Origin of the sequence: Weeksella sp. HMSC059D05 (genome assembly GCF_001809725.1) — a bacterium.
GTDB classification, from domain to species: domain Bacteria; phylum Bacteroidota; class Bacteroidia; order Flavobacteriales; family Weeksellaceae; genus Weeksella; species Weeksella virosa.
In genome coordinates, this window is record NZ_KV798549.1 from 1 (window position 1) to 22,993 (window position 22,993).

The following is a 22,993-nucleotide window of genomic DNA, read 5'->3' on the forward strand; positions in this document are numbered from 1 at the left end:
TTGAACTGTTGGAAAAACGGGGAACTTACATAGTTTGATAATGTCCTCTTGTAACTCCGCGAGTATAACTATCATAATAATTCCTGTATTCAACCTTCCATTTCTGATTATTCAGTTCATTAACAGTTTGCTGTTTAGTAGGTGTTTGTGCTTGGCTTAGGTTTGCAAAACCGAGAACGCATAATATAAGTAGTAATCTTTTCATTATCTTAAAATTTTAATGTTTGTAATTTGTTTTAAAACTTCCACGGAGTTTTAAACTCCATGGAAGTTGATTCGTTTTTATTTAAAACATTCTAACGAAATACCTACTACCTGATGATATACAGGGTTGTAGGCATCGTTTTTGTATTTTGCAATTACGCTTTTGCGGCTACGTTCGGCTTCGTCGTACGTTTTAAAGAATTGCACATCGGCATAGTGCTGGTTTATGTAATAACCACGTAATTTATAGCCGTAATCGTACTCTGCTTTAAAAGCATTTTGTATTGCCGATGTGGTACCGCCACCAGTATCTATACTGTAAAAAGACACTTGACTACTTCGGCAAAATTTTATTTCGAATACGTTCGAAACAATCAATCGGTTTACTTTATCCGAAGCTACATTTTCAGATTTCTCTTTTGCACTTACATAACCGTAATAGGTTTGTGCGTTTACGTTTTGTACGGTTAGCAACATCATCATCCCGAAAATGCCTGCTATTGTTTTGGTAATAGTGTTCATGCTTTTATAGATTATCATTGATAAATCAAAGTTATTTGTGGTGTTTACATGAAACAATACCCACCAAAGGGTATTTTTTATCAATTCCTTTCATTTTTTTCTGTAAATTTGAAGAAAAACTACCCTGAAAATCAGAAACATACCGATATGGAAGCCTTTTTAAACATAGAAAAGAAACTTTTTCAGATTGAACGGAATCTGTCAAAGGATTCTTTTGATGTAGCTGATATTTCAGAAGTTATCCCGGCTTCAATTGTGGTTCACAGCTTAAGTGAGGGCGTTCCGCAGCAAATCGTTTACATGAATACCTGGGGCTGTCACCATTTGGGCGTGGAGCTGGAAGAGCTCAATGCACTGAGAGCCCAATATTATGAAGAGTTTTTTGTGCAGGAAGATCTGGAAGATATTTACCCAAAACTTTTCCGTTACTGTAATGAAGGAGATCATGCTACGCAACTCAATTTTTTTCAGCGGGTAAAACTTTATAAGGCCGATAAACACAGATGGTTTTATACAGTATGTAAATTATTAGAAAAGAATGATGCAGATCAGCAACGATTGATTATGCTTTCCACACCGATTGATGGTGTTGGAGCCCTGATGGAAAAGGTAAAACGGGTGTTAGATGAAAATGAATATATCACACGTAACTACAAGAAATTTGCCTTACTGACCAAACGCGAAAAAGAAATTTTAACTTTGCTTAGCATCGGAAAATCATCCATCGAAATTGCAGATCAGCTCTTTATTTCAAAAGAAACTGTTGCAACCCACCGAAAAAACATCATCCGAAAATTAGAGGTAAAATCCTTTGCCGAATTGTTGCGATTTGCTCTTGCGTTTGATTTAGTAGGCAAATAGGCACAGGTTTTTCTATGAAACAATTTCATCTTCAGGAATGTAAATTTAAAACTTACTGCTTTAAAGTTTCATATTGGAAACAGATTTAGGTATTGTCTTTAAACTCTATGAGTATTCTAAACTAAAAACTTTAATTTTTCATTTTAGTACAATTTTAAAACAAATAAATTAGTTTCTTTCATAAAAGAGTATCTAAAAGATAGAGATTTTTATTATTTGAATCAATTTCCTACCAAAAAAAAGGAAGTTTTCTACAGAATAGTTTATTTTAGCCCAAATAAAGTAAATTAAAATTAATAAAAAAATGAAAAAATTTTTATTTACCACCCTCATGGCACTTTTGGTTTTTCCGTTTACCAAAGTAAAAGCCGATGAAGGTATGTGGTTTTTGATGCATATCGAGCGTCTGAATGGTCGTGATATGCAAAAAATGGGGTTGCAATTAACGCCCGAAGAAATTTACAGTGTCAATAACAATAGCTTGAAAGATGCGATTGTTCAGTTTGGCGGTGGATGTACGGCAGAAATTATTTCTAACCAAGGTTTGGTTCTCACCAATCACCATTGTGGTTATGGAAATATTGCACAATTATCTACTCCAGAGCATGATTATTTGACCAACGGATTTTGGGCAAAAAACAAAAGCGAAGAGCTGAAACCAGACAACCTAAAAGTACGTTTCTTTGTTCGTATGGATGATGTAACGAAAAGAATACTGAGCAAAGTAAATGATAAAATGTCGGAAATCGATCGTCAGAAAATCATCAATCAAGAGATTGCAAAAATCGAACAAGAGAATAACGAAGGAGGAAAATACATTGTTTCTGTTCGTTCATTTTTCCAAGGAAATGAGTATTACTACTTTGTGTATCAAGACTACGAAGATGTTCGTTTAGTGGGAACTCCTCCCAACGCGATTGGTAAATACGGTGGAGATACCGATAACTGGGAATGGCCACGCCACACAGGAGATTTCGCTATTTTCCGTGTATATACAGATGCCAATGGAAATCCTGCACCCTACTCGAAAGAAAATATACCAATGAAACCAAAACACCACTTGCCTATTTCATTAAAAGGATTCGAGAAGGGAGATTTCGCTATGATTTTAGGATATCCAGGTCGTACCAATCGTTGGATGCCCGCTCAAGGTGTAGCGCAGAACATCAACTTTGCTTATCCTGCTTGGGTAGAAGCTTCTAAAGTTGGAATGGATCAGATGAAAAAACACATGGATCAGAACCAAGAAGTAAAAATCAACTATGCTTCTAAATATGCCGGAGTTGCCAATTACTGGAAAAACCGTCAAGGAATGATCGAAGCTTTGAAATTACACGGAACGGTAGAAACAAAAACCAAAACAGAAAAGAAATTCAATAAATGGGCAAATAAAAAACACAACCAAGCAAAATACGGTGAGGTTATTAAAAACCTAAATACCTATTATGCAGCCACCAATTTGCAAGCGATGCACGATAACTACTTGATGGGAATGTTGAGAAGTAGTGCTTTTGCCATGGCACCTTATAGAATCGGGAATGCATTGGCAAACTATGCAGAAGCCAATGAAGCTAAAAGAAAGGAGATGCGCCCACAAATCCAGGCGTTATTAGATGCAACTTACGATAAGATGTACTTACCGCTTGAGAAAGACGTATTAGTAGCTCAGCTTAATTTATATGCTACCAAAGCAAAACAAGCTGGGATAGCGCCGTACGTAAGCACTTTGGCTGCAAACAATAACAACAACTTTACGCAATGGGTAAACGATGCTTTTGGCAAAAGTTTTTTTGCCGATAAAAAACAAGTCGAAAATTTTCTGAATAGTCCAGATGTTGCTTTATTGCAAAACGATGAGTTGTTCAAACTTTCTTCTTCTTTGATAGAAAAGTATAACCAACAAACAGATCAACAAAAAGCATTGAACGATGCTTACGAAAAGAATTTCCGTCTGTTAGTAGAAGGTTTACGCGAATCGAAAATTGCACATATTCTTTATCCAGATGCCAATAGCACTTTGCGTCTAACCTATGGTTCTATTCAACCATTACCTAGAAGTACCAATCCAAATCGTCAGCCAGATGCACCGGCTAACTATTACACAACCATGGATGGATTGGTTGCCAAACATAAAGTTGGTGATGAGGAATTCGAAAATCCACAACGCTTATTAGATCTTGCAAAAGAAAAAGATTTTGGTCGTTACGCTGACAAAGCTGGCTATATGCCGATAAACTTCTTATCGAATAACGATATTACCGGAGGAAATTCTGGTTCACCGGTCTTGAATGGGAATGGAGAATTGATCGGAATTGCATTCGATGGAAACATCGAAGCAATGGCGGGCGATGTTATCTTCGATCCGAAATTACAACGTACAATCTCGGTAGATATCCGTTATGTTCTATGGGTTGTTGACAAATATGCTGGTGCTACCAACATTATAGATGAATTGACTATCGTAGAATAATCTAGATTATTCTATTCAAAAAAAGGTCTTCCGAGTTTTCGGAAGACCTTTTTTTATCTTGCACTTTAGCCTTTTTACAAGGCTTTCATAATCTCAACCGCTTGGTGGATTTGTTCTTGAGTAACATTTAAATGTGGACGAAAACGCACCGATTTCTCGCCACATGGTAAAACAATTAATTGATTATCGAAACAATGACGAATAAACTCATCGCGTAATTGTCCATTTTCTAAATCAAAAGCGATGAATAATCCTTTTCCTCTAACATTTTTTATGGTCGGATTTTGCGACTGAAGTTCATGTAATTTTTGCAAAAAATATTCTCCTTGAACACGTGCATTCTCAACCAAATTTTCTTTTTCTATAACTTCGAGAATTAATTTGAATCGAATCATATCAATAAAGTTCCCACCAAAAGTAGAATTAATTCGGCTCGACTCTTTGAATACGTTGTTCGGTATTTGATCTAGCTTTTCTTTGTTGGCTAAAATTCCGCAAACTTGTGCTTTTTTACCGAATGAAATAATGTCCGGAATGATTTCGTAATGTTGATAAGCCCACATTTTTCCTGTCATTCCGATTCCGGTTTGTACTTCATCAAAAATCAAAAGAATTTCATTCTCGTCACAAATTGCTCGTAATTTTTGCAAGAATTCTGGACGGAAATAATTATCACCACCTTCACCCTGAATAGTTTCGATGATTATACATGCTACACGGTTCGGATTATTTCTCAAAGCTTCGTGTATCTGAGCAACTGCCTTTTTCTCTGCCTCTATTGTTTGTTGTGTATTTTCATCCGTTACGGGAAAAAACATTTTCGGATTTTCTATTCTTGGCCAATTAAATTTTGGGAAATATTCGTACTTCCGTGGATCATTGGTATTGGTCAACGAAAGAGTGTAGCCCGAACGCCCGTGAAATGCTTGTTTGAAATGAATCACTTGATCGGCTTCTTCCTCGATTCCTTTAGTAAAATTGAGTCGAGTTCGCCAATCGAATGCAGCTTTTAGAGCATTCTCTACAGCCAGTGTTCCTCCCGAAATAAAAAAACTATACTGCAATTCTTTTGGCATTGCAACGCGTGCAAAAGTATCGACAAAGTCTGCAAACTCTTCGGTATAAATATCCGAAACGGCTAGTTTATTCACTGCCATTCTACCTAAAAAAGCTTCGTTTTTCACCAAGTGTGGATGGTTATACCCGATAGGCGAAGAGGCAAACATACTAAAGAAATCGAGATATTTTTTTCCGTTTTTATCAACCAAATAAGAACCGTGAGATTTCTCGATATCCATCACTATATTATAACCATCGGCTAAGATATGCTCGCCCAAACGTTGGTGAACGGTTTTAGTTAGATTAAGTGTTTTCATTATTTTTTTGTGTGTTTTTATTGATGTATTTTGATTATTTCAAATCGAATTTTATTCCTTGTGCTAAAGGTAATTCGGTTGTATAATTAATGGTGTTTGTTTGGCGACGCATATAGAATTTCCATGCATCAGAACCGGATTCTCTTCCGCCACCTGTTTCTTTTTCACCACCAAAAGCACCTCCGATTTCTGCACCAGAGGTCCCGATGTTTACATTGGCAATCCCGCAATCTGATCCGCTAGCGCTTAAGAATAACTCTGCTTCTCTCAAGTTATTGGTCATGATGGCTGATGAAAGGCCTTGCTTAACATCATTCTGAATATCAATTGCATTTTGCACCTCACCTGAATATTTAATTAAATATAAAATAGGTGCAAATGTTTCTTGTTGGACAATTTCATAATGATTTTCTACTTCTGCAATAACTGGTTGTACATAACATCCACTCTCGTATCCTTCTCCCTCTAGTACTTTTCCTTCGACAACTAATTCACCTCCTTCTTGTTTAATTTTATCCAAGGCCGAAAGATACATTTTCACAGCATCTTGATCGATCAATGGACCTACGTGATTTGCGGTATCCAAAGGATTGCCAATTTTCAATTGCTGGTAGGCATCTACCATGGCTTTTTTTACTTGATCGTAAATGCTTTCATGTACGATTAATCTTCTTGTAGAAGTACATCGTTGACCTGCCGTTCCGACTGCGCCAAAAACCGCACCGATGACAGTCATTTTTATATCGGCATTCGGTGTTACGATAATGGCATTATTTCCACCAAGTTCTAACAGGGTTTTTCCTAAACGTTGAGCAACTGTAACAGCAACTTCTCTCCCCATACGTGTAGAGCCTGTTGCTGAAATCAAAGGAATTCTTTCATCTTTTGCTAGCCATTCCCCTACTTCTCGATTACCTGTTACTATAGAAGAAATCCCTTCTCCATACCCTTGATCTTGTAGAATATCGGCTAAAATTTTCTGACATGCAACGGCACATAAAGGTGTTTTTTCACTTGCTTTCCAAACCACTACATCACCACAAACCAATGCGATACATGTATTCCAAGCCCATACGGCTACAGGAAAGTTAAAAGCTGTAATTACACCTAAAATACCGTATGGATGATATTGATCGTACATACGATGTCCTGGTCTTTCTGAGTGAATAGTAGAACCGTATAATTGACGAGATAATCCTACGGCAAAGTCACAAATATCAATCATTTCTTGTACCTCACCCATTCCTTCTTGATAAGATTTACCCATCTCATAAGAAACCAATTTCCCTAATTCTGGTTTTAGTTCCCGTAATTTTTCTCCTAACAATCGCACAATTTCACCTCTTTTGGGTGCAGGAACCAATCGCCAAGTTTTGAAAGCTTCTTGGGCTTTCTCGATTACGTGATTATAATCTTCTCGTGTTGTAGTTTTTACTTTTCCGATTTCTTTTCCATCTACTGGAGAAAAAGAAGAAATAAATTCGCCATTTGCCAACCACTGTTGACCTGTAGAACCTCCTAAGTTTTCAGTTTCTAAACCTAAGTTTTTCAATTCGTTTAATAAACTCATCTCTCTATTTTTGTCGTTTAATTGTCCCAAAATAAGTAAAAATTTTCACAAATACTTATGAATTTGATGAATATTTTCCTTCTCAATTTCAGAAAATCATAAATAAGTTTTAGTTTTAGGCACACAAAAAAATGAAAATATGAATTCTACGACAGACTATTTCAACATTGATGAATTGTTAACAGAAGAACATTTATTAATTCGTGATTCGGTACGCAAATTTGTAAATGAAGAAATAAAACCCGTGATCGATGAACACGCTCAAAATCATACAGAAATCCCTAATTTGATGAAAAAATTAGGTGCAATTGGTGCTTTAGGCCCTTACATTCCGGAAGAGTATGGCGGTGCAGGATTAGATCAAATTTCGTATGGTTTGATCATGCAAGAATTAGAAGCAGGAGATTCTGCTGTTCGTTCGGCTGCATCGGTACAATCTTCTTTAGTAATGTATCCTATTTTCACCTATGGGTCTGAGGAACAAAAAAGAAAATACTTACCAAAATTAGCATCGGGAGAAATGATAGGATGCTTTGGCTTAACGGAACCAAACCACGGCTCTAACCCAGCCGGGATGGAAACAAAACTAAAAAAAGAAGGCGACCATTATATTTTGAATGGTGCAAAAATGTGGATTACCAATGCTCCTATTTGTGATATTGCTGTGGTATGGGCAAGAAACGAAGAAGGAAAAATATCGGGTGTGATAGTTGAGCGAGACATGGAAGGTTTTTCTACCCCAGAGACGATGCAAAAATGGTCTTTACGTGCTTCGAGAACTGGTGAGCTGGTTTTTGAAAATGTAAAAATTCCGGCAGAAAACATCCTACCAGGAGTCAACAGTTTACGTGGACCATTGTCTTGTCTAAATTCTGCCAGATACGGTATTTCTTGGGGAGCAATTGGCGCAGCGATCGATTGTTACGAAGTTGCCTTACAATATTCATTGGAAAGGACCCAATTCGGAAAACCAATTGCCTCTTACCAATTACAACAGAAAAAATTAGCCGAATTCATTACTGAGATTACCAAAGCACAATTAATGGTATGGAGATTAGGAACCTTAAAGAATGAAGACAAAGCAACGCCAGCACAAATTTCTATGGCCAAAAGAAACAGCGTGAAAATCGCCCTTGATATTGCTCGAGAGTCGAGACAAATTCTTGGTGCAATGGGCATTGTAGGCGATTACCCTATGATGCGTCATGCGGCGAACCTAGAATCGGTTATCACCTACGAAGGAACCCACGATGTTCATTTATTAATTACCGGAAACGATATTACAGGAATCAATGCATTCTAAAAAAATCTATGAACAAACCTCTTATTTCGTTTATTTTATTATTTCTAATAAGCTGTATTGTTTCGGCACAAACTGCGTATAAAATCACGTATGAAAAATTCTCTAACGATGTAAAAGTCGACGAAGAAAACCCGACGGTGGTTTGGGCAAATGAACAAGAAAGTATTATCGGTGCGAAAAATGCTTTTTCGACACAAAAGAAATACCCGTACGAAATTATCTCTTACCAAAAATACGACAGCATTCTTTATCCGATTACCTTCTTTTCTAACGACTCGGTAATTGCGACTAAAAATAGTATTGGTAATGGAAATCTTACGTACAAGAAAACGAAAAGAAGTAAACGAATTTTAGGAATTAAATGTAAACATGCCGAAGTACACATCAACTCGAACAAGATAGACCTTTGGTATGTAGATAATTTACCGATTCAGGCGGCACCTAACACAGTTGGATTGCCGCTTGGCTTGGTGATGGAATACGAACGTAACAATAACTTTTCTATTCGTGTAAATAAAATCGAAGAAGTAAAAAACATAGAAATCCATCATTTTACGGATTTCGATTTCGAGAAAGTCTTTGTACCTATGCTCGATTATAGGAATTTGGTATGGAAAAGCCGTTTTGTTCATATTCCTATTTTCGATCATCAACAAATTCATTTTGGTGCAAAGAATCAATTTTCACCCGATTCAACGTCAATTTTCGCCAATGGAACGGTGGTCGTAAAAAAAATAAAATTTCCTACACTCCAAGAAGATGATCAAATTTTTTTGCAGCTTACACAATTTTCTAACGGTGATGCGTATGATAGAACGGGTTCTGTTTTTCTGATTCCCATAGAAAAAAAACCAAACTTTTTAGAAGCTTTACAAAACGGCATTGAGGTTTTACCTTTTATAACCGACAAAAACAAACAAAAATATCAGGGCATGATTCGGATAGGAAATTATGAACCTTTAGTAGAATTGATGCGTTTTTTTACGCCATTTGGTATTAGAGAATTTAATCATATCGAGATAAAAGATCATCATTGGTTGAATGCTGCAGAATATCGTCAAGAAATATCCGACCTAAAAAATCTCCTTTCTAACAAAGAAGTTTATATAGGGATTTTTATCGGGAATTATGATCAGGGTGGTCATATAGTTTCTGCAGAAGCTACAATTCATCGGGGTGGCAAAAGCGTTTTTCCTACCCAAAAAAGTCTACCGCTCTTTAATACACTGAATGTAATGGAAATGGCAGGTCAAAATTACGGAAGTCTTTTTTCGGATGAAAAAGGATTAGTGGTGAGATTTGATCTGAAAGAAGATTGGAACAATGCTTATCTACGATTGATCACTACCGGACATGGTGGTTGGGAAAACGGCGATGAGTTCTTGGCAAAGGAAAATACAGTTTATTTGAACGACAAAAAAGTTTTTCAGCTCGCACCATGGCGCACCGATTGCGGGAGTTATAGAATGATGAATCCTGCATCTGGAAATTTTGAAAACGGTTTATCATCATCCGACTATAGTCGTTCTAATTGGTGCCCAGGAACTGTAACACCACCTTATTATATACAACTAGGAAACCTAAAAGCAGGTAAACATCAATTACAAATTATTATTCCGCAAGGAGAAAAAGAAGGCAATAGTTTTAGTTTTTGGTCGGTATCGGGAATCTTGTTAGGAGAATAAGTAGAAAATTAATATTTTCATAAAACACACTTATATCCGAAAGAACCAAATTTAAATTGTAATTTTGTAAGTAAAAATAACGATAACGTAGAGGAAAATTATGGAATACAATACAACGCGTACTCAATTAATTATACCAGAATATGGACGACACATCCAAGAAATGGTGAATCATTGTATGACGATTGCCGACGAAGAAGAGCGCAATGGTTTTGCACAAATCATCATTGAGGTTATGGGTGAATTGAACCCACATCTACGCGATGTTCCTGATTTTCAACATAAGTTATGGGATCAACTTTTTATCATGTCAGAATTTCAGCTCGACGTAAAATCCCCTTACCCCATTCCGTCTGCCAAAGATACAATCAACAGCAAACCCAACATTATACCATATCCAAAAGGGATTAATAAATACCGATATTACGGGAACAATATTCGCAAAATGATCGAAGTTGCACTCACTTGGGAAGATGGAGACAAGAAAGAAGGGTTGATTTTTGCCATTGCCAACCACATGAAAAAGAGTTATTTATTATGGAACAAAGACACTGTGGATGATGCAGTTATTTTCAATCATTTGTATGAACTATCGAACCAACAATTTGACTTAAGAAACTCTAACGAAACTCTGATTCCCTCTGATCGATTATTACAAAACCTGAACAAAAATCAGAACCACAATAATCACAACAATCATAAGAATTACAAAAATCAGAACAAACACCAAATCAATAATCGCAGTAATACTAAAAACAAGTAAATCAACAAAATGGCAATTTTCAAAATAAAAGGAGGTAAACAACTTAAGGGAGAAATTACTCCACAAGGAGCAAAAAATGAAGTTTTACAGATACTTTGTGCTGTTTTATTAACTGAAGAGAAAGTTCATGTAACGAATATTCCCGACATAAAAGATGTTAATCGTCTCATTGAAATTTTAGTAGATTTAGGAGTTAAAGTACAAAAAAACGGTAAAGGTGATTATACATTCCAAGCCAATCAACTCAAATTAGATTATCTAAAAAGTAACGAATTCAGAAAAGATGGCGCAGCCTTACGCGGATCTATCATGCTAATGGGACCTCTTTTGGCTCGTTTTGGCGAGGCATATATGCCAAAACCTGGAGGAGACAAAATCGGAAGAAGACGTTTGGATACACATTTTCAAGGATTTTTTGAGCTAGGCGCAAAATACAGATTCAATACAGAAGAATCTTTTTATGGTGTAGAAGTTGACCCAAAAGTTGGTTTACAGGGAAGTTATATCCTACTCGAAGAAGCGTCTGTTACCGGAACTGCAAACCTCATCATGGCTGCAGTTTTGAGTAAAGGTACTACGACAATTTACAATGCTGCTTGCGAACCTTACATTCAACAGTTATGTAAAATGCTGAATCGTATGGGAGCCCAAATTTCGGGAATCGGATCAAATCTTCTTACCATCGAAGGTGTAGAAAAACTCTCAGGAACCGAACACAAAGTTCTTCCTGATATGATCGAAATAGGTTCTTGGATAGGACTAGCAGCCATGACACAATCCGAGATTACCATCAAAAATGTATCATGGGAAAACCTAGGCATTATCCCAAATGTTTTTAGGAAACTAGGTATCAAACTCGAAAAAAAGGATGATGACATTTTTATCCCTCGTCAAGAAAAATATAAAATAGAGCGTTTTATCGATGGTTCTATCCTTACCATCTCTGATGCTCCTTGGCCAGGCTTCACACCCGATCTTTTATCGATTATACTAGTCGTTGCAACCCAAGCAAAAGGTAGCGTTCTGATTCATCAAAAAATGTTCGAATCTCGTTTATTTTTTGTCGACAAGCTAATCGACATGGGTGCACAAATTATTTTATGTGATCCACATCGTGCAACCGTTATAGGCCTCGACCAAGAAATTCCATTGAAAGCTGCCGATCTTACATCGCCCGATATTAGAGCTGGAATTGCGTTGCTCATAGCGGCTCTTTCTGCTAAAGGGACGAGTACAATTCACAACATAGAACAAATCGATCGAGGCTACGAAGACATCGACACTCGTTTACGTGCGCTTGGAGCCGATATTACTAGAATCTAAGCTACGCTAATCGATGTTGAGCATAATCGAATTTTTTACCACCTTTGTCAAACGGCCCGACAAAGTTATTATGGAGTTCATAAACCAATACGGATATTGGATTTATGCTGCATTATTTTTGATAATTTTTGCAGAAACTGGACTGATAATCATGTCTTTTATCATGCCATTTTTACCTGGTGATGCCTTGATTTTTGCGATTGGCATGATTGCAGCAAGCGACGATCAGAATCACCTACACATTGAATATATCATACCGCTGCTGATGCTTGCTGCTATTTTGGGTGACAACCTCAATTATTATATAGGGCATCGATTTGGTGAGTGGCTAATGACCAATCCGAACAAATTCTTCATCAAACCAAGACATTTAGAAAAAGCTACCGTATTTTTCAACGAAAACGGGAAAAAAGCAATTATCATAGCCCGTTTTATGCCGGTAGTACGCACCATAATTCCCTTTATTTGTGGCACCACTCGCCTACCCTACAAAACCTTTATCACGTATAGTTTTTTAGGCGCAATTCTATGGGTAGGAGTTATCTCTATGCTGGGTTATTTTTTAGGTCAATTTACGTTAGTAAAAGAGCACTTAGAGCTTTTTATATTCGGGATTATCATTGCAGCAAACACTCCGATGCTTATTCGAATCATTAAAGCAAAACTCCAAAAAAACAAGCCATAAAGAATGTACACATTAGGTTTGATAGGAAAAAACATCTCGTACTCCTTTTCTGTGAAGTATTTTACAGAGAAGTTCGAACAGTTGAATCTTGGCAACTACTCCTACGAACTATTCGACCTGAAGAATATTAACGAAATTGAAACTCTTTTTAGGAACAAAAATTTATTAGGTTTTAACATTACAATTCCCTACAAACAAGCAATAATTCCTTATTTAGACGAGCTCTCCCCAGAAGCAAAAGAAGTTGGTGCCGTGAATACCGTAAAAATAGACAACGGAAAAAAAATCGGCTATAATACAGATGTTTATGGTTTCGAAAAATCATTTGTTCCGATGTTGAGTAAGCATCATCAAAAAGCATTGATTTTGGGTAACGGAGGTGCAAGTAAAGCAGTGGTTTTTGTGGTGAACAAGCTTGGGATACCCTATACAATAGTTTCTCGGAATGATAAAAAATTACTGCACTACGACGCTCTGGATGAAGATATTTTAGCGTCCCATCAAATCATAATCAATTGTACACCTGTTGGCACTTATCCACAAATAAATGCAACACCAAAACTTCCGTATCAGTTCTTAACAGACATCCATTATTTGTATGATTTGATTTATAATCCAGAGGAAACAATTTTTTTACAGTTGGGGAAGAAAAAAGGTGCGAAAACAAAGAATGGTTTAGAAATGTTGCACTTGCAAGCAGAAAAATCTTGGGAGATTTGGGTAGGATTGTAAACGATAATCCTTGATATTTCACTTTTTTTTCTCTAGATTTGTTAACACAACTAAATTATTTTTTGTTATGATAACGGATATGGACAACCTGCAAAACGCAGATGGAAAATCACCTAATAACACAAATGAGTCGTACAAATCAGAAGCGATTCAAGAAGAACAAAATCAAAATGTGATTCCACTAAAAGATTATGAAAAATTCGATTTAGAAATTCTCCTCAACGAAGCACGCATTTTGTTAAAAAACCATCCTGCACAAGAACTTAAAGAGCATTTTTCTTTGATTCGTGAGGCTGCAAAAAACAAAATGGCACTAGATGCGGCAGAGAAAAGAGAACAATTTGTGAACGAAGGTGGAGATGAAATCCATTTCCGGTATGATAGTCCTCTAAAAAAGGAATTTTATGTAATTTACGAAGATTATAAAAAACAATTAAGCTTTTTCTATAAAGAAACAGAAAGAACCGAAAAAGAAAACTTAGAAAAAAGACTCGAAATTATCGAAGAGTTGAAAGCTTTGTATCAGGATCCTCAAGAAAATAATCAGAATCTTTTCAGAATCTTTCGTGACCTAAAAACCCGTTGGCATAATGCAGGAAGAGTTCCGGCAGCACAAGCTAATAATGTATATAGAAACTATTTTTTTCATTTGGATAATTTCTATAAATATCTAGATATGAACAAAGAACTTCGAGAGTTGGACATGAGTCATAATCTAGAAGTTCGACAATCGATCATCAAGCGTGCTGAAGAATTAGTGAGCGAAGAAAACGTACAAAAAGCACTCAATGAGTTACAGTATCTTCACCGTTTATGGAAAGAAGAAGCAGTCCCAGTTGCCGAAGAATTTAGAGAAGTTACATGGAATCAGTTCAAAGAATTGACCAACAAAATACATAATCGTAAAGCAGAACTCAACGAATTATTGAAAAAAGAACAAGAAGATAATTTAGCCAAAAAACGTGCAATTGTTCAATCGATTAACGAAATCACCCAAAACAGTAGAGATAATAAACACGGTGATTGGCAAAAAGCTATCCGAAAGGTAAATGATTTACGAGAGGAATTTCTTAAAACTGGACGTGTACCGAAGCCGCACAACAATGAAATATGGGACGAGTTCAAACAATCAACAAGAAACTTCAATCACCTAAAAAACACTTTTTATAAAAACCTAAAATCTAATCAAGAAGATAATTTGCAACAAAAAATTGCCTTGATTGAGATTGCCAAAGAACATGCAGAAAGTACAGATTGGAACAAATCGGTAAAAGTTATCAAACAAATACAAGAAGATTGGAAAAAAGTAGGGCATGTACCCCGCAAACACTCGGATCGGGTTTGGAAAGAGTTTAAAAAATATTGTAATCAATTATTCGATCGTTATAAGAAACGCAATGAAGCTGAGAATGAAAAACTTGAGCAAAATCTATCCGAGAAAAAACAACTTATAGAAACAGTAAAAAACTATACAACTTCGGGAGATAAAGAAAAAGATTTAACCTGGATTTTCGAGTTGGAAAAATCTTTCAATTCGATAGGGAAAGTCCCAATGAAAAATATAAATATAGCCAATCAGTTTCGGGAAGAAATCGATAAAAAAGTTAAAAAACTCGCTATCTCCGATGAAGAAATGCAAGATTTCCGATTACAAGCAATATTTAACAAAGCCAAAACTGGTAAAAACGCTCATTTGATCGACAATGAAATTATCCACACCAAAAAAGAAATAGACGATTTGGATAAAGAAATCATCCAGTTAGACAACAATATTTCTTTCTTTTCGGGTACCGACCAAAACAGTCCTTTACTAAAAAATGTTTACAAAGAATTGGAAGAAAAGAAAAACAAGCGGAATGATTTAAATCAAAAATTGAGAAAACTATACCAGTATAACTCGGAGGAAAATAACGAAAAAGAACCCGATAACTCGGAAGATAACCAAGTATGACACAAGATAGAACTGATGAATTCTATATGAATCGTTGTTTAAAACTTGCTGCAAACGGATTGGGAAATACATACCCCAATCCGTTTGTTGGTTCGGTGATTGTCCATAATCAGAATATTATCGGTGAAGGATTTACCTCTTTTTATGGAGGACCACATGCGGAAGTAAATGCTATACACTCGGTAGAAAAAAAAGAATTATTGCCCTCTTCTACCCTTTATGTTACACTAGAACCCTGTGCACATTTTGGCAAAACACCACCTTGCAGTGATCTAATTATCGAACACAAAATTCCTCGTGTTGTAGTAGGTTGTCTAGATCCTTTTGCTTTGGTTAATGGCGAAGGAATCAATCGAATGCGTACCCATGGCATAGAAGTATCAGTTGGCATATTAGAAAAAGAATGTTTAGAATTGAATCGTCGTTTCTTTACATTTCACCAGAAAAAACGACCGTATGTTATCCTAAAGTGGGCCCAAACAGCCAATGGATATTTCGCCCCGAAAAACCATACACAACAATGGATAAGCAACCGTTTTTCTAAACAATTGGTGCATTGGTGGCGAACACAAGAACAAGCCATTATGGTTGGGAAGAATACGGCCATTGTAGATAACCCGCAGCTCAACAGTCGCTTGGTACAAGGCAGAAACCCTATCCGAGTATTAATTGATTATGACTTATCTACGCCTACGACACATTATCTTTTTGATCAAACCCTACCCACAATTATTTTTAATAAAGTGAAAGGAGGAAAAAATGAATTAATTGAATATATTCAGTTACAATCAAAAGAAAATAACCTAGAAGAAATCCTAAGAATTTTATATCAAAAAAACATTCAATCGATAATCATCGAAGGTGGAAGTCGAACGCTGCAAACTTTTATCGAGCAAAACCTTTGGGATGAAGCCCGAGTTTTTAGTAGTTCGACCGTTTGGGAAGACGGAATTTTTGCTCCTCACCTTCATAAAAAACCAAGTAAAACACAAATAATATACAACGACTTTTTACGAATCTATCGCAATGATTGACAATACAGATGATACTTATTTAACGATTGCTCATGATGCAGAAGAGGTAATTTTCAAAGAGATGGGAAGTAAGTTTATCAACTATGCTTTTCGGGTAAAAAACGAAGAAGAAGTACGAGAAAAACTAAATTATCTGCGAGAAAAATGGCCCGATGCTACCCATCATTGCTATGCATATATATTGGGTATAAACAAGGAAGATTATCGAGCAAATGATGACGGTGAGCCGAGTGGTTCGGCAGGATTGCCTATATACAACCAAATTCTTTCGTTCGAGTTAACCAATGTGTTGGTGGTATCTGTCCGTTATTTTGGGGGGACAAAATTGGGCGTGCCAGGTCTGGTAAAAGCATACAAATACGGTGCACAAATTGCATTGGAAGAGGCCAAAATTGTTACACGCTATCTGACGAAAAAAGTTGAATTGATATTTAATTACGATCAGCAAGGGATTGTAGAGCGAAATATAGAACGTGTAAACGGTGAAATTGTAAACAAAGAATTTATGGCAAATTGTAGGTTTGTTGTCGAAGTTAGAAATAGCCTACTTGAAAAGTTCGAAAGTCAGTTCAAAGAAATGTATCAATTGAAATTAAAGGTTTTGGATGATTAACTCCCTCACATCATTGCGTTTTTTCTTTGCATTTGCTGTTTTTCTCAGCCATCTAACTTTTGTATCTACAGAATTACATTGGTACAATTGGCTAAAAAATTTTGTATTTTTTGAAGGTTATTTAGGCGTCGGTTTTTTCTTTATTTTGAGTGGTTTTGTTTTGGCACTCAACTATCAAAACAAAATCAATAAACCACACGAATTTAGTATAAAGAACTTCTATATCAATCGATTTGCAAGAATATACCCATTGCATTTTCTTACCTTTTTCTTGATGCTTCCGTTTGTTTTTCATCAAAATTTATGGGATCCTCTTGTCGCTTTCTTCAATTTTTTCTTGTTACAATCTTATATTCCAATCCAGGAGTTTTATTTTTCTATCAACAATCCTTCTTGGAGTATTTCTACCGAGTTTTTCTTTTATCTAGCATTTCCTTTTCTAGTTAGTCTATTGCATCGGTTTCCGATCAGTCGATTTCTTCCTTTACTTGCGATACCAATAATCATTTTCATCGAACCGCATATTGATCTCGATTACGAGAAAGGCATATTTTATATTCATCCATTGGTACGAACAATCGATTTTTTTATTGGAATTATTTTGTATAATCAATATCGACGTTTCAATTATCTACTAAAAAACATCAGTTTCCGTCAAGGTAGCCTTTTAGAAATTTCCGCATTTTTTGTGCTGATAATTTTCTTTTCTTTGCATGAGTTTGTTCCAAGAATGTTTCGGTACGGTATTTATTATTGGTTACCAATGTCATTAATAATTGTATTTTTTTCGGTAGAAAAAGGTATTTTGTCCAGAATATTACAACACAGAATGCTTATCTATCTAGGAGAAATTAGTTTTAGTTTTTATATGTTGCACATGATAATCATAAAATATGGAAATCTTTGGTTTCCAGAGCTGAATGATTTTGTGAAGATTGGTCTTTATCTTATAGTTTCGTTAGGCTTAAGCATATTAACATTTGAGTATTTCGAGAAGCCTATCAATCGGTGGATAAAAAACAAATACCGTAATTATAGTCAACAAAATCAATAAAAAAAGCCTCTTTTTAGAGGCTTTTTTGTTGTATTATTTTAGCAAGATTTCCCAAGCTTCTTCTATTTTAGATTGCAACAAAAGTTGTTGAGCTTTACGATGAACATCTTCATCATCTGAGAAATTTTCGCCGATTAGTTTTTCTGTATTGGCCAACATGCCAAGATCATTCCCTGTAAAAACAGAACTATATTTTATTTCATTTGGTAGCAAATCAAACCCAATACCTTTCGTTACCAAAGGTTTAGGAACCTCGAAAAGGCTATCCTCATTACTACGAGAATACCAATTACCTCCCAAACGTGCGATTAAATCTAATTTCTTTTGGTCCAAATCACCTTGCTCATTGATGAATTCTTCACGTATATGAATTTTTTTCACTTCGCAAATAACTAAATTTCCTGCACCACCTTCTTTGCCCAACGAAACAACTTCTTGCACCTTACACTCGAAGTTTACTGGTGATTCTGCAATTAATTTCGGTCGAACAACATCGGCATCTTTCATAGTGAAACCAGCTTTCACAAACTCATTTACACCTTCTTCGTATTCTGTCGAACTTAAAGAAACTTGTTGAACCATTGCATAATTTGCAATCCCGATTACTACTTCTGGTACCTCGAGAACATTCTCTAGTGTATGCTTTGTGGTATTATCACGTACCCTTCTCGATGGTGAAAATACAAGAATTGGCGGGACGGTACTAAACATATTGAAAAAACTGAACGGCGCAAGATTAACATCCCCTTTCTTATTGATCGATGATACAAACGCAATAGGCCTTGGTGCTACAGCCGTTTGCATGATTTTCTGTAATGCAGGAGAAGTTAGTTCTGTCGGATTAACTGTTTTCATGTCTTTTATTTTGCTGGTAGAATTGTTCCTGAAACTTCTCCAAATCCTACCCGCACATCTTCTTTTTCTGCAAATGCACGCATAATTATAGTATCGTTATCTTGTATGAATTTTCGTTCTTCACCGTTGGATAATTTTAGTGGATTTTGTCCACGCCATGTTAGCTCTAACATCGAACCAAAAGAATGAGGATCTTTACCAGAAATTGTTCCGCTGGCATACATATCACCTACTTCTAAATTACATCCGTTTACGGTATGGTGTGCTAATTGCTGAGCCATATTCCAATACATGTATTTGAAATTGCTCTGACATATTACATTTTCTTCTCCATTTTCGGGTTTCAAAGCTACTTCTAATTGGATGTCGAAATTACGTTCACCTTCAAACTTCAAATAATCCAACACTTCGGGGTCTTGTTTCGGGGAACTCGTACGGAATTGCTCTAAAGCCTCTAGGGTTACTACCCATGGTGAAATTGATGAGCCAAAGTTTTTACCCAAAAATGGTCCTAATGGTACGTACTCCCACGATTGAATATCTCTTGCCGACCAATCATTGAAAATAACCATTCCGAAAATTGCATCCTCGGCATCTTCTACAGTTACACTTTCACCCAAATCGGTCATTTTGTTGACAATAAAAGCCATTTCCAACTCAAAATCCAATTGCTTACACGGACCAAAAACTGGTTGATCTTGATCGGCAGGTTTCATTTGACCTTTCGGACGATGAATCGGCGTACCAGAAACAACTATAGAAGAGGCGCGTCCGTGGTATCCTACCGGCAGATGTTTCCAGTTCGGAAGTAGAGCATTATCAGGATCGCGAAACATTTTACCAACATTTGTGGCATGTTCTATACTGCTATAAAAGTCTGTATAATTTGGGACATGTACCGGTAATAGCATTTCTACTTCATCAATATCATATATGGCTTCTTCGATTGTTTTTTCGTCATTTGCCAAATCAGATCCTTCTAACAGTAAATCTTGAATTCGTAAACGTATTGCATTCGTAGTTGGTTTGCCTAGTTCTATAAATTCGTTTAAAACAACCGACTCGAAAACGTTGTATTCTAATTGGTCAAAATCACCGAAGTAATCTTCATTATAGAGATAGGATAAATCGACTACTTTGTCGCCAATTCTTGTGCATACAGCTACGTATTCGTCCTGGATAAGTGCTACACCAAAAGGAATATTATGAATGCTAAAGTCTGAATCTTTGGGATATGATATAAAAGATTTCATTTGTTTTTTTATTTATTAATAATAGAAAGCGAATGATACTAAGAAAAGTTTTTGTTGATACTTTTTTATAAAGTATCAACAAAAACTTTTATAAAATGTTTCTTATTTATAAGTTTCCTCTTCTTGCTTGTTCTTTTTCTAATGCTTCAAACAATGCTTTGAAGTTCCCTGCTCCGAAACTTTGTGCACCGTGACGCTCGATAATTTCGAAGAACAAGGTTGGACGATCTTCTACGGGTTTAGTGAAAATTTGTAACAAATATCCTTCCTCATCACAGTCTACTAAAATCCCTAAATCTTGTAGTTTTTTGATATCTTCTTCTATCTCACCTACACGCTCTGGAATCATATCGTAGTATGCTTCTGGTGGTGCTGCTAAAAATTCTACACCACGTTTTTTCAGTTCGGTTACTGTATGGATAATGTCTTTGGTTGCTACAGCTATGTGTTGCACTCCTTCGTCTTCATAGAAATCTAAATACTCTTCTACTTGCGATTTTTTCAGTCCTTCTGCTGGTTCATTAATCGGGAATTTCGAATATCCATTTCCGTTCGACATTACTTTACTCATCAATGCAGAGTATTCTGTATTGATTTGCTTGTCATCAAACGAAAGTACATTAACAAATCCCATCACATCTTCGTACCATTTTACTACTGGCAACATACGATTCCAACCCACATTTCCTACGCAGTGATCCACGTACAATAGTCCTGTTTCGGTTGGTTGATAATCTGGCTCCCATTTTTCGTATCCTGGCATAAAAGGTCCTGTATAATTTTTTCTTTCGATGAACATATGTACTGTTTCACCATAGGTATAAATTCCGGACATTTTTACTTCCCCAAATTCATCGGTCAGAGTGGTTGGTTCCAGGTAGCTTTTTGCACCACGCTTGATGGTTTGTTCGTAAGCATCGTAGGCGTCATCTACCCACAGTGCCAAAATTTTCACACCGTCTCCATGTTTCTTGGCGTGTTCGCAAATAGGTGAGTCCGACTTTAGACCCGAAGTAAGTACTAAGCGGATTTTGCCTTGTTGCAATACATAAGACGCTCTATCGCGTACGCCAGTTTCTGGTCCTGCATATGCCACAGACTGGAAACCAAAAGCAGTTTTGTAATAATGGGCTGCTTGTTTGGCATTTCCTACATAAAACTCAATATAATCGGTACCGTTGATCGGTAAAAAATTTTGTGCTTGTGCAATCTTTTCTGCAAAGGTTTGTGTACTCATTTTTTTTGTATGTTTATTGTTCTTTCTTTTCTTTAATATAAGATTAATTATGATTGAATCTTTTTAATATAACCAAGATTTGTAATAGTCTTCATCTTCTATTTCCAAAGCTGCTTTGGTCAATTTCAGTGGTCGAAAAGGATCAATCATTACTGCCAACTCTTTGGTTTCTTTTGCACCAATAGATTTCTCGACCGTTCCTGGGTGTGGACCATGAGGGATACCTGCAGGATGTAAAGTGATTTGACCTCTTTCTACCGATTTTCTACTCATAAAATCTCCATCTACATAATATAAAATCTCATCAGAATCCACATTGCTATGGTTGTACGGTGCAGGAATAGACTCTGGATGATAATCGTATAAACGTGGCACGAAACTACAGATTACAAAACCTGCTCCTTCAAAAGTTTGATGCACTGGAGGTGGCTGATGAATTCTACCTGTTATCGGCTCGAAATTATGAATGGAAAACGCCCATGGAAAATGATATCCATCCCATCCAACAAAATCAAACGGGTGTGTACCATATATATAAGGATAAATTAATCCTTCTTTCTTGATCATGATTTTGAAGTCTCCATGCTCATCATGCGTTTCTAGATTTTTTGGTGTTTTTATATCACGCTCGCAGAATGGTGAGTGCTCCATCAATTGTCCAAAATGATTTCGGTAACGACGCGGTGTTTCAATTGGGCTGAATGATTCGATTATCAACAAACGATTTTGCTCGTCATCGAAATGCAATTGATAGATAATCCCACGTGGTATGACCAGGTAATCGCCATATTCGAATTCGATTTGTCCATAACCGGTTTTGAGAACTCCTGAACCTTCATGAATAAAAATCACTTCGTCTGCTTGAGAGTTTTTGTAGAAATAATCGGTCATCGAGGTTTGTGGTGCCGCTAAAGAAATATGCAAATCATTGTTCACCAGAACGGGAACTCTTGAGGCTAAATAATCTTTTTGTGGCTGAATTTTAAACCCTTTAAGCGAGGTGTGTTTCAAATGTTTTTCCCGTGCAATTTCGGGTTCTACCGAAAAAGGCTCTGCAATCTCCTTTACCAAAGTTGGTGGATAGCAGTGATAAACATTAGAATACGTACTCGAAAATCCGTGAGTAGACACCAATTCTTCGGCATATAAACTACCATCTTCTTTTCTGAATATCGTATGTCGCTTAGAAGGTATTTTTCCTAAGGTTTGATAAAAAGGCATACTCTATTTTTTGTGATTTCTTTTGATTTTTTTATCCCCAAAATGGGTTTTCTGATAGTAAAATATATCAGAAAGAATATTGAGCAAACACTATCTTTGATAATAATGCTGCTTGCAGTTTCGACATTCCAAAAATAGTTACTAAAAAAACTTCCATAGCTGTTTTTGAAATTACTCAAATATAAGCTATTATTTTATTCGAAAAGAATATTTCTCTATAAATTATTTGTTGTATGGAATGATTTTCAAATGAATTTGTAAAACATCTTTCTTTATCAAAG

Annotated in this window: 19 protein-coding genes; 12 read left to right on the top strand and 7 right to left on the bottom strand. The window is 36.2% G+C overall.

The features are described 5' to 3' along the window. Positions 1 to 282: 282 nt before the first annotated feature. On the bottom strand, positions 283 to 726 hold the full coding sequence (locus HMPREF2660_RS09100; protein ID WP_070486854.1) for a hypothetical protein: 444 nt from the start codon (positions 724 to 726) through the stop codon (positions 283 to 285). A 48-nt stretch (positions 727 to 774) separates the two neighbouring features. Here HMPREF2660_RS09100 and HMPREF2660_RS11175 point away from each other — a divergent pair, with 48 nt between their 5' ends. After that, complete coding sequence (locus HMPREF2660_RS11175) at positions 775 to 1,587, top strand: LuxR C-terminal-related transcriptional regulator (RefSeq protein WP_070486856.1); 813 nt, start codon at positions 775 to 777, stop codon at positions 1,585 to 1,587. A gap of 304 nt (positions 1,588 to 1,891) precedes the next feature. Then, entirely contained in the window at positions 1,892 to 4,057 is a 2,166-nt protein-coding gene (locus HMPREF2660_RS09110) for a S46 family peptidase (RefSeq protein ID WP_013597308.1), read from the top strand. A gap of 74 nt (positions 4,058 to 4,131) precedes the next feature. Here HMPREF2660_RS09110 and lat read toward each other — a convergent pair whose 3' ends face one another. Further along, a complete protein-coding gene (lat, locus tag HMPREF2660_RS09115; protein WP_070486857.1) occupies positions 4,132 to 5,433 on the bottom strand; it encodes an L-lysine 6-transaminase in 1,302 nt (433 codons plus the stop codon). Between the two features lie 34 nt (positions 5,434 to 5,467). Then, complete coding sequence (locus HMPREF2660_RS09120) at positions 5,468 to 7,003, bottom strand: L-piperidine-6-carboxylate dehydrogenase (protein ID WP_070486948.1); 1,536 nt, start codon at positions 7,001 to 7,003, stop codon at positions 5,468 to 5,470. Positions 7,004 to 7,142: 139 nt separating this feature from the next. Between HMPREF2660_RS09120 and HMPREF2660_RS09125 the strand changes: the two genes are divergently transcribed. The 10 genes from HMPREF2660_RS09125 to HMPREF2660_RS09170 all read left to right on the top strand — a co-directional run bounded on the left by HMPREF2660_RS09125 (position 7,143) and on the right by HMPREF2660_RS09170 (position 18,146). Next, a complete protein-coding gene (locus HMPREF2660_RS09125) occupies positions 7,143 to 8,306 on the top strand; it encodes an acyl-CoA dehydrogenase family protein (RefSeq protein WP_070486858.1) in 1,164 nt (387 codons plus the stop codon). Between the two features lie 8 nt (positions 8,307 to 8,314). Beyond that, on the top strand, positions 8,315 to 9,991 hold the full coding sequence (locus HMPREF2660_RS09130) for a PNGase F N-terminal domain-containing protein (protein ID WP_013597312.1): 1,677 nt from the start codon (positions 8,315 to 8,317) through the stop codon (positions 9,989 to 9,991). Positions 9,992 to 10,091: 100 nt separating this feature from the next. Further along, positions 10,092 to 10,754 (top strand): DUF4290 domain-containing protein, encoded by a 663-nt coding sequence (locus HMPREF2660_RS09135; RefSeq protein WP_013597313.1) that lies wholly within the window; start codon positions 10,092 to 10,094, stop codon positions 10,752 to 10,754. A gap of 9 nt (positions 10,755 to 10,763) precedes the next feature. Then, positions 10,764 to 12,077, top strand: a complete 1,314-nt coding sequence (gene murA, locus HMPREF2660_RS09140; RefSeq protein WP_070486859.1) for a UDP-N-acetylglucosamine 1-carboxyvinyltransferase — start codon at positions 10,764 to 10,766, stop codon at positions 12,075 to 12,077. 13 nt (positions 12,078 to 12,090) lie between these two features. After that, positions 12,091 to 12,762 (top strand): VTT domain-containing protein, encoded by a 672-nt coding sequence (locus HMPREF2660_RS09145; RefSeq protein WP_013597315.1) that lies wholly within the window; start codon positions 12,091 to 12,093, stop codon positions 12,760 to 12,762. Between the two features lie 3 nt (positions 12,763 to 12,765). Beyond that, positions 12,766 to 13,494 carry a shikimate dehydrogenase family protein gene (locus tag HMPREF2660_RS09150; protein ID WP_070486861.1) on the top strand — a complete coding sequence of 243 codons (729 nt, stop codon included), beginning with the start codon at positions 12,766 to 12,768 and terminating at the stop codon, positions 13,492 to 13,494. 67 nt (positions 13,495 to 13,561) lie between these two features. After that, the gene (locus HMPREF2660_RS09155; RefSeq protein ID WP_070486863.1) at positions 13,562 to 15,445 is read left to right on the top strand and encodes a DUF349 domain-containing protein; all 1,884 of its coding nucleotides are present in this window, start codon (positions 13,562 to 13,564) and stop codon (positions 15,443 to 15,445) included. Further along, positions 15,442 to 16,479 (top strand): bifunctional diaminohydroxyphosphoribosylaminopyrimidine deaminase/5-amino-6-(5-phosphoribosylamino)uracil reductase RibD, encoded by a 1,038-nt coding sequence (gene ribD / locus HMPREF2660_RS09160; RefSeq protein ID WP_070486865.1) that lies wholly within the window; start codon positions 15,442 to 15,444, stop codon positions 16,477 to 16,479. The genes HMPREF2660_RS09155 and ribD overlap by 4 nt, the downstream gene beginning before the upstream one ends. Then, positions 16,472 to 17,092: an IMPACT family protein gene (locus HMPREF2660_RS09165; RefSeq protein ID WP_013597319.1), complete on the top strand. Its 621-nt coding sequence runs from the start codon at positions 16,472 to 16,474 to the stop codon at positions 17,090 to 17,092. Before ribD ends, HMPREF2660_RS09165 begins: the two co-directional genes overlap by 8 nt. Continuing rightward, positions 17,085 to 18,146, top strand: coding sequence for an acyltransferase family protein (locus HMPREF2660_RS09170; protein WP_070486866.1), 1,062 nt, complete (start codon positions 17,085 to 17,087; stop codon positions 18,144 to 18,146). Before HMPREF2660_RS09165 ends, HMPREF2660_RS09170 begins: the two co-directional genes overlap by 8 nt. 33 nt (positions 18,147 to 18,179) lie before the next feature. Here the strand turns inward: HMPREF2660_RS09170 and HMPREF2660_RS09175 are convergent, their stop codons facing one another. The 4 genes from HMPREF2660_RS09175 to HMPREF2660_RS09190 form a co-directional block, all read right to left on the bottom strand. Further along, a complete protein-coding gene (locus HMPREF2660_RS09175) occupies positions 18,180 to 19,001 on the bottom strand; it encodes a flavin reductase family protein (RefSeq protein ID WP_070486868.1) in 822 nt (273 codons plus the stop codon). Positions 19,002 to 19,006: 5 nt separating this feature from the next. Next, positions 19,007 to 20,254, bottom strand: a complete 1,248-nt coding sequence (fahA, locus tag HMPREF2660_RS09180; protein ID WP_070486869.1) for a fumarylacetoacetase — start codon at positions 20,252 to 20,254, stop codon at positions 19,007 to 19,009. Positions 20,255 to 20,360: 106 nt separating this feature from the next. Beyond that, positions 20,361 to 21,491 carry a 4-hydroxyphenylpyruvate dioxygenase gene (gene hppD, locus HMPREF2660_RS09185; protein ID WP_070486871.1) on the bottom strand — a complete coding sequence of 377 codons (1,131 nt, stop codon included), beginning with the start codon at positions 21,489 to 21,491 and terminating at the stop codon, positions 20,361 to 20,363. Positions 21,492 to 21,554: 63 nt separating this feature from the next. Then, a complete protein-coding gene (locus HMPREF2660_RS09190; RefSeq protein ID WP_013597324.1) occupies positions 21,555 to 22,712 on the bottom strand; it encodes a homogentisate 1,2-dioxygenase in 1,158 nt (385 codons plus the stop codon). Positions 22,713 to 22,993: the final 281 nt, after the last annotated feature.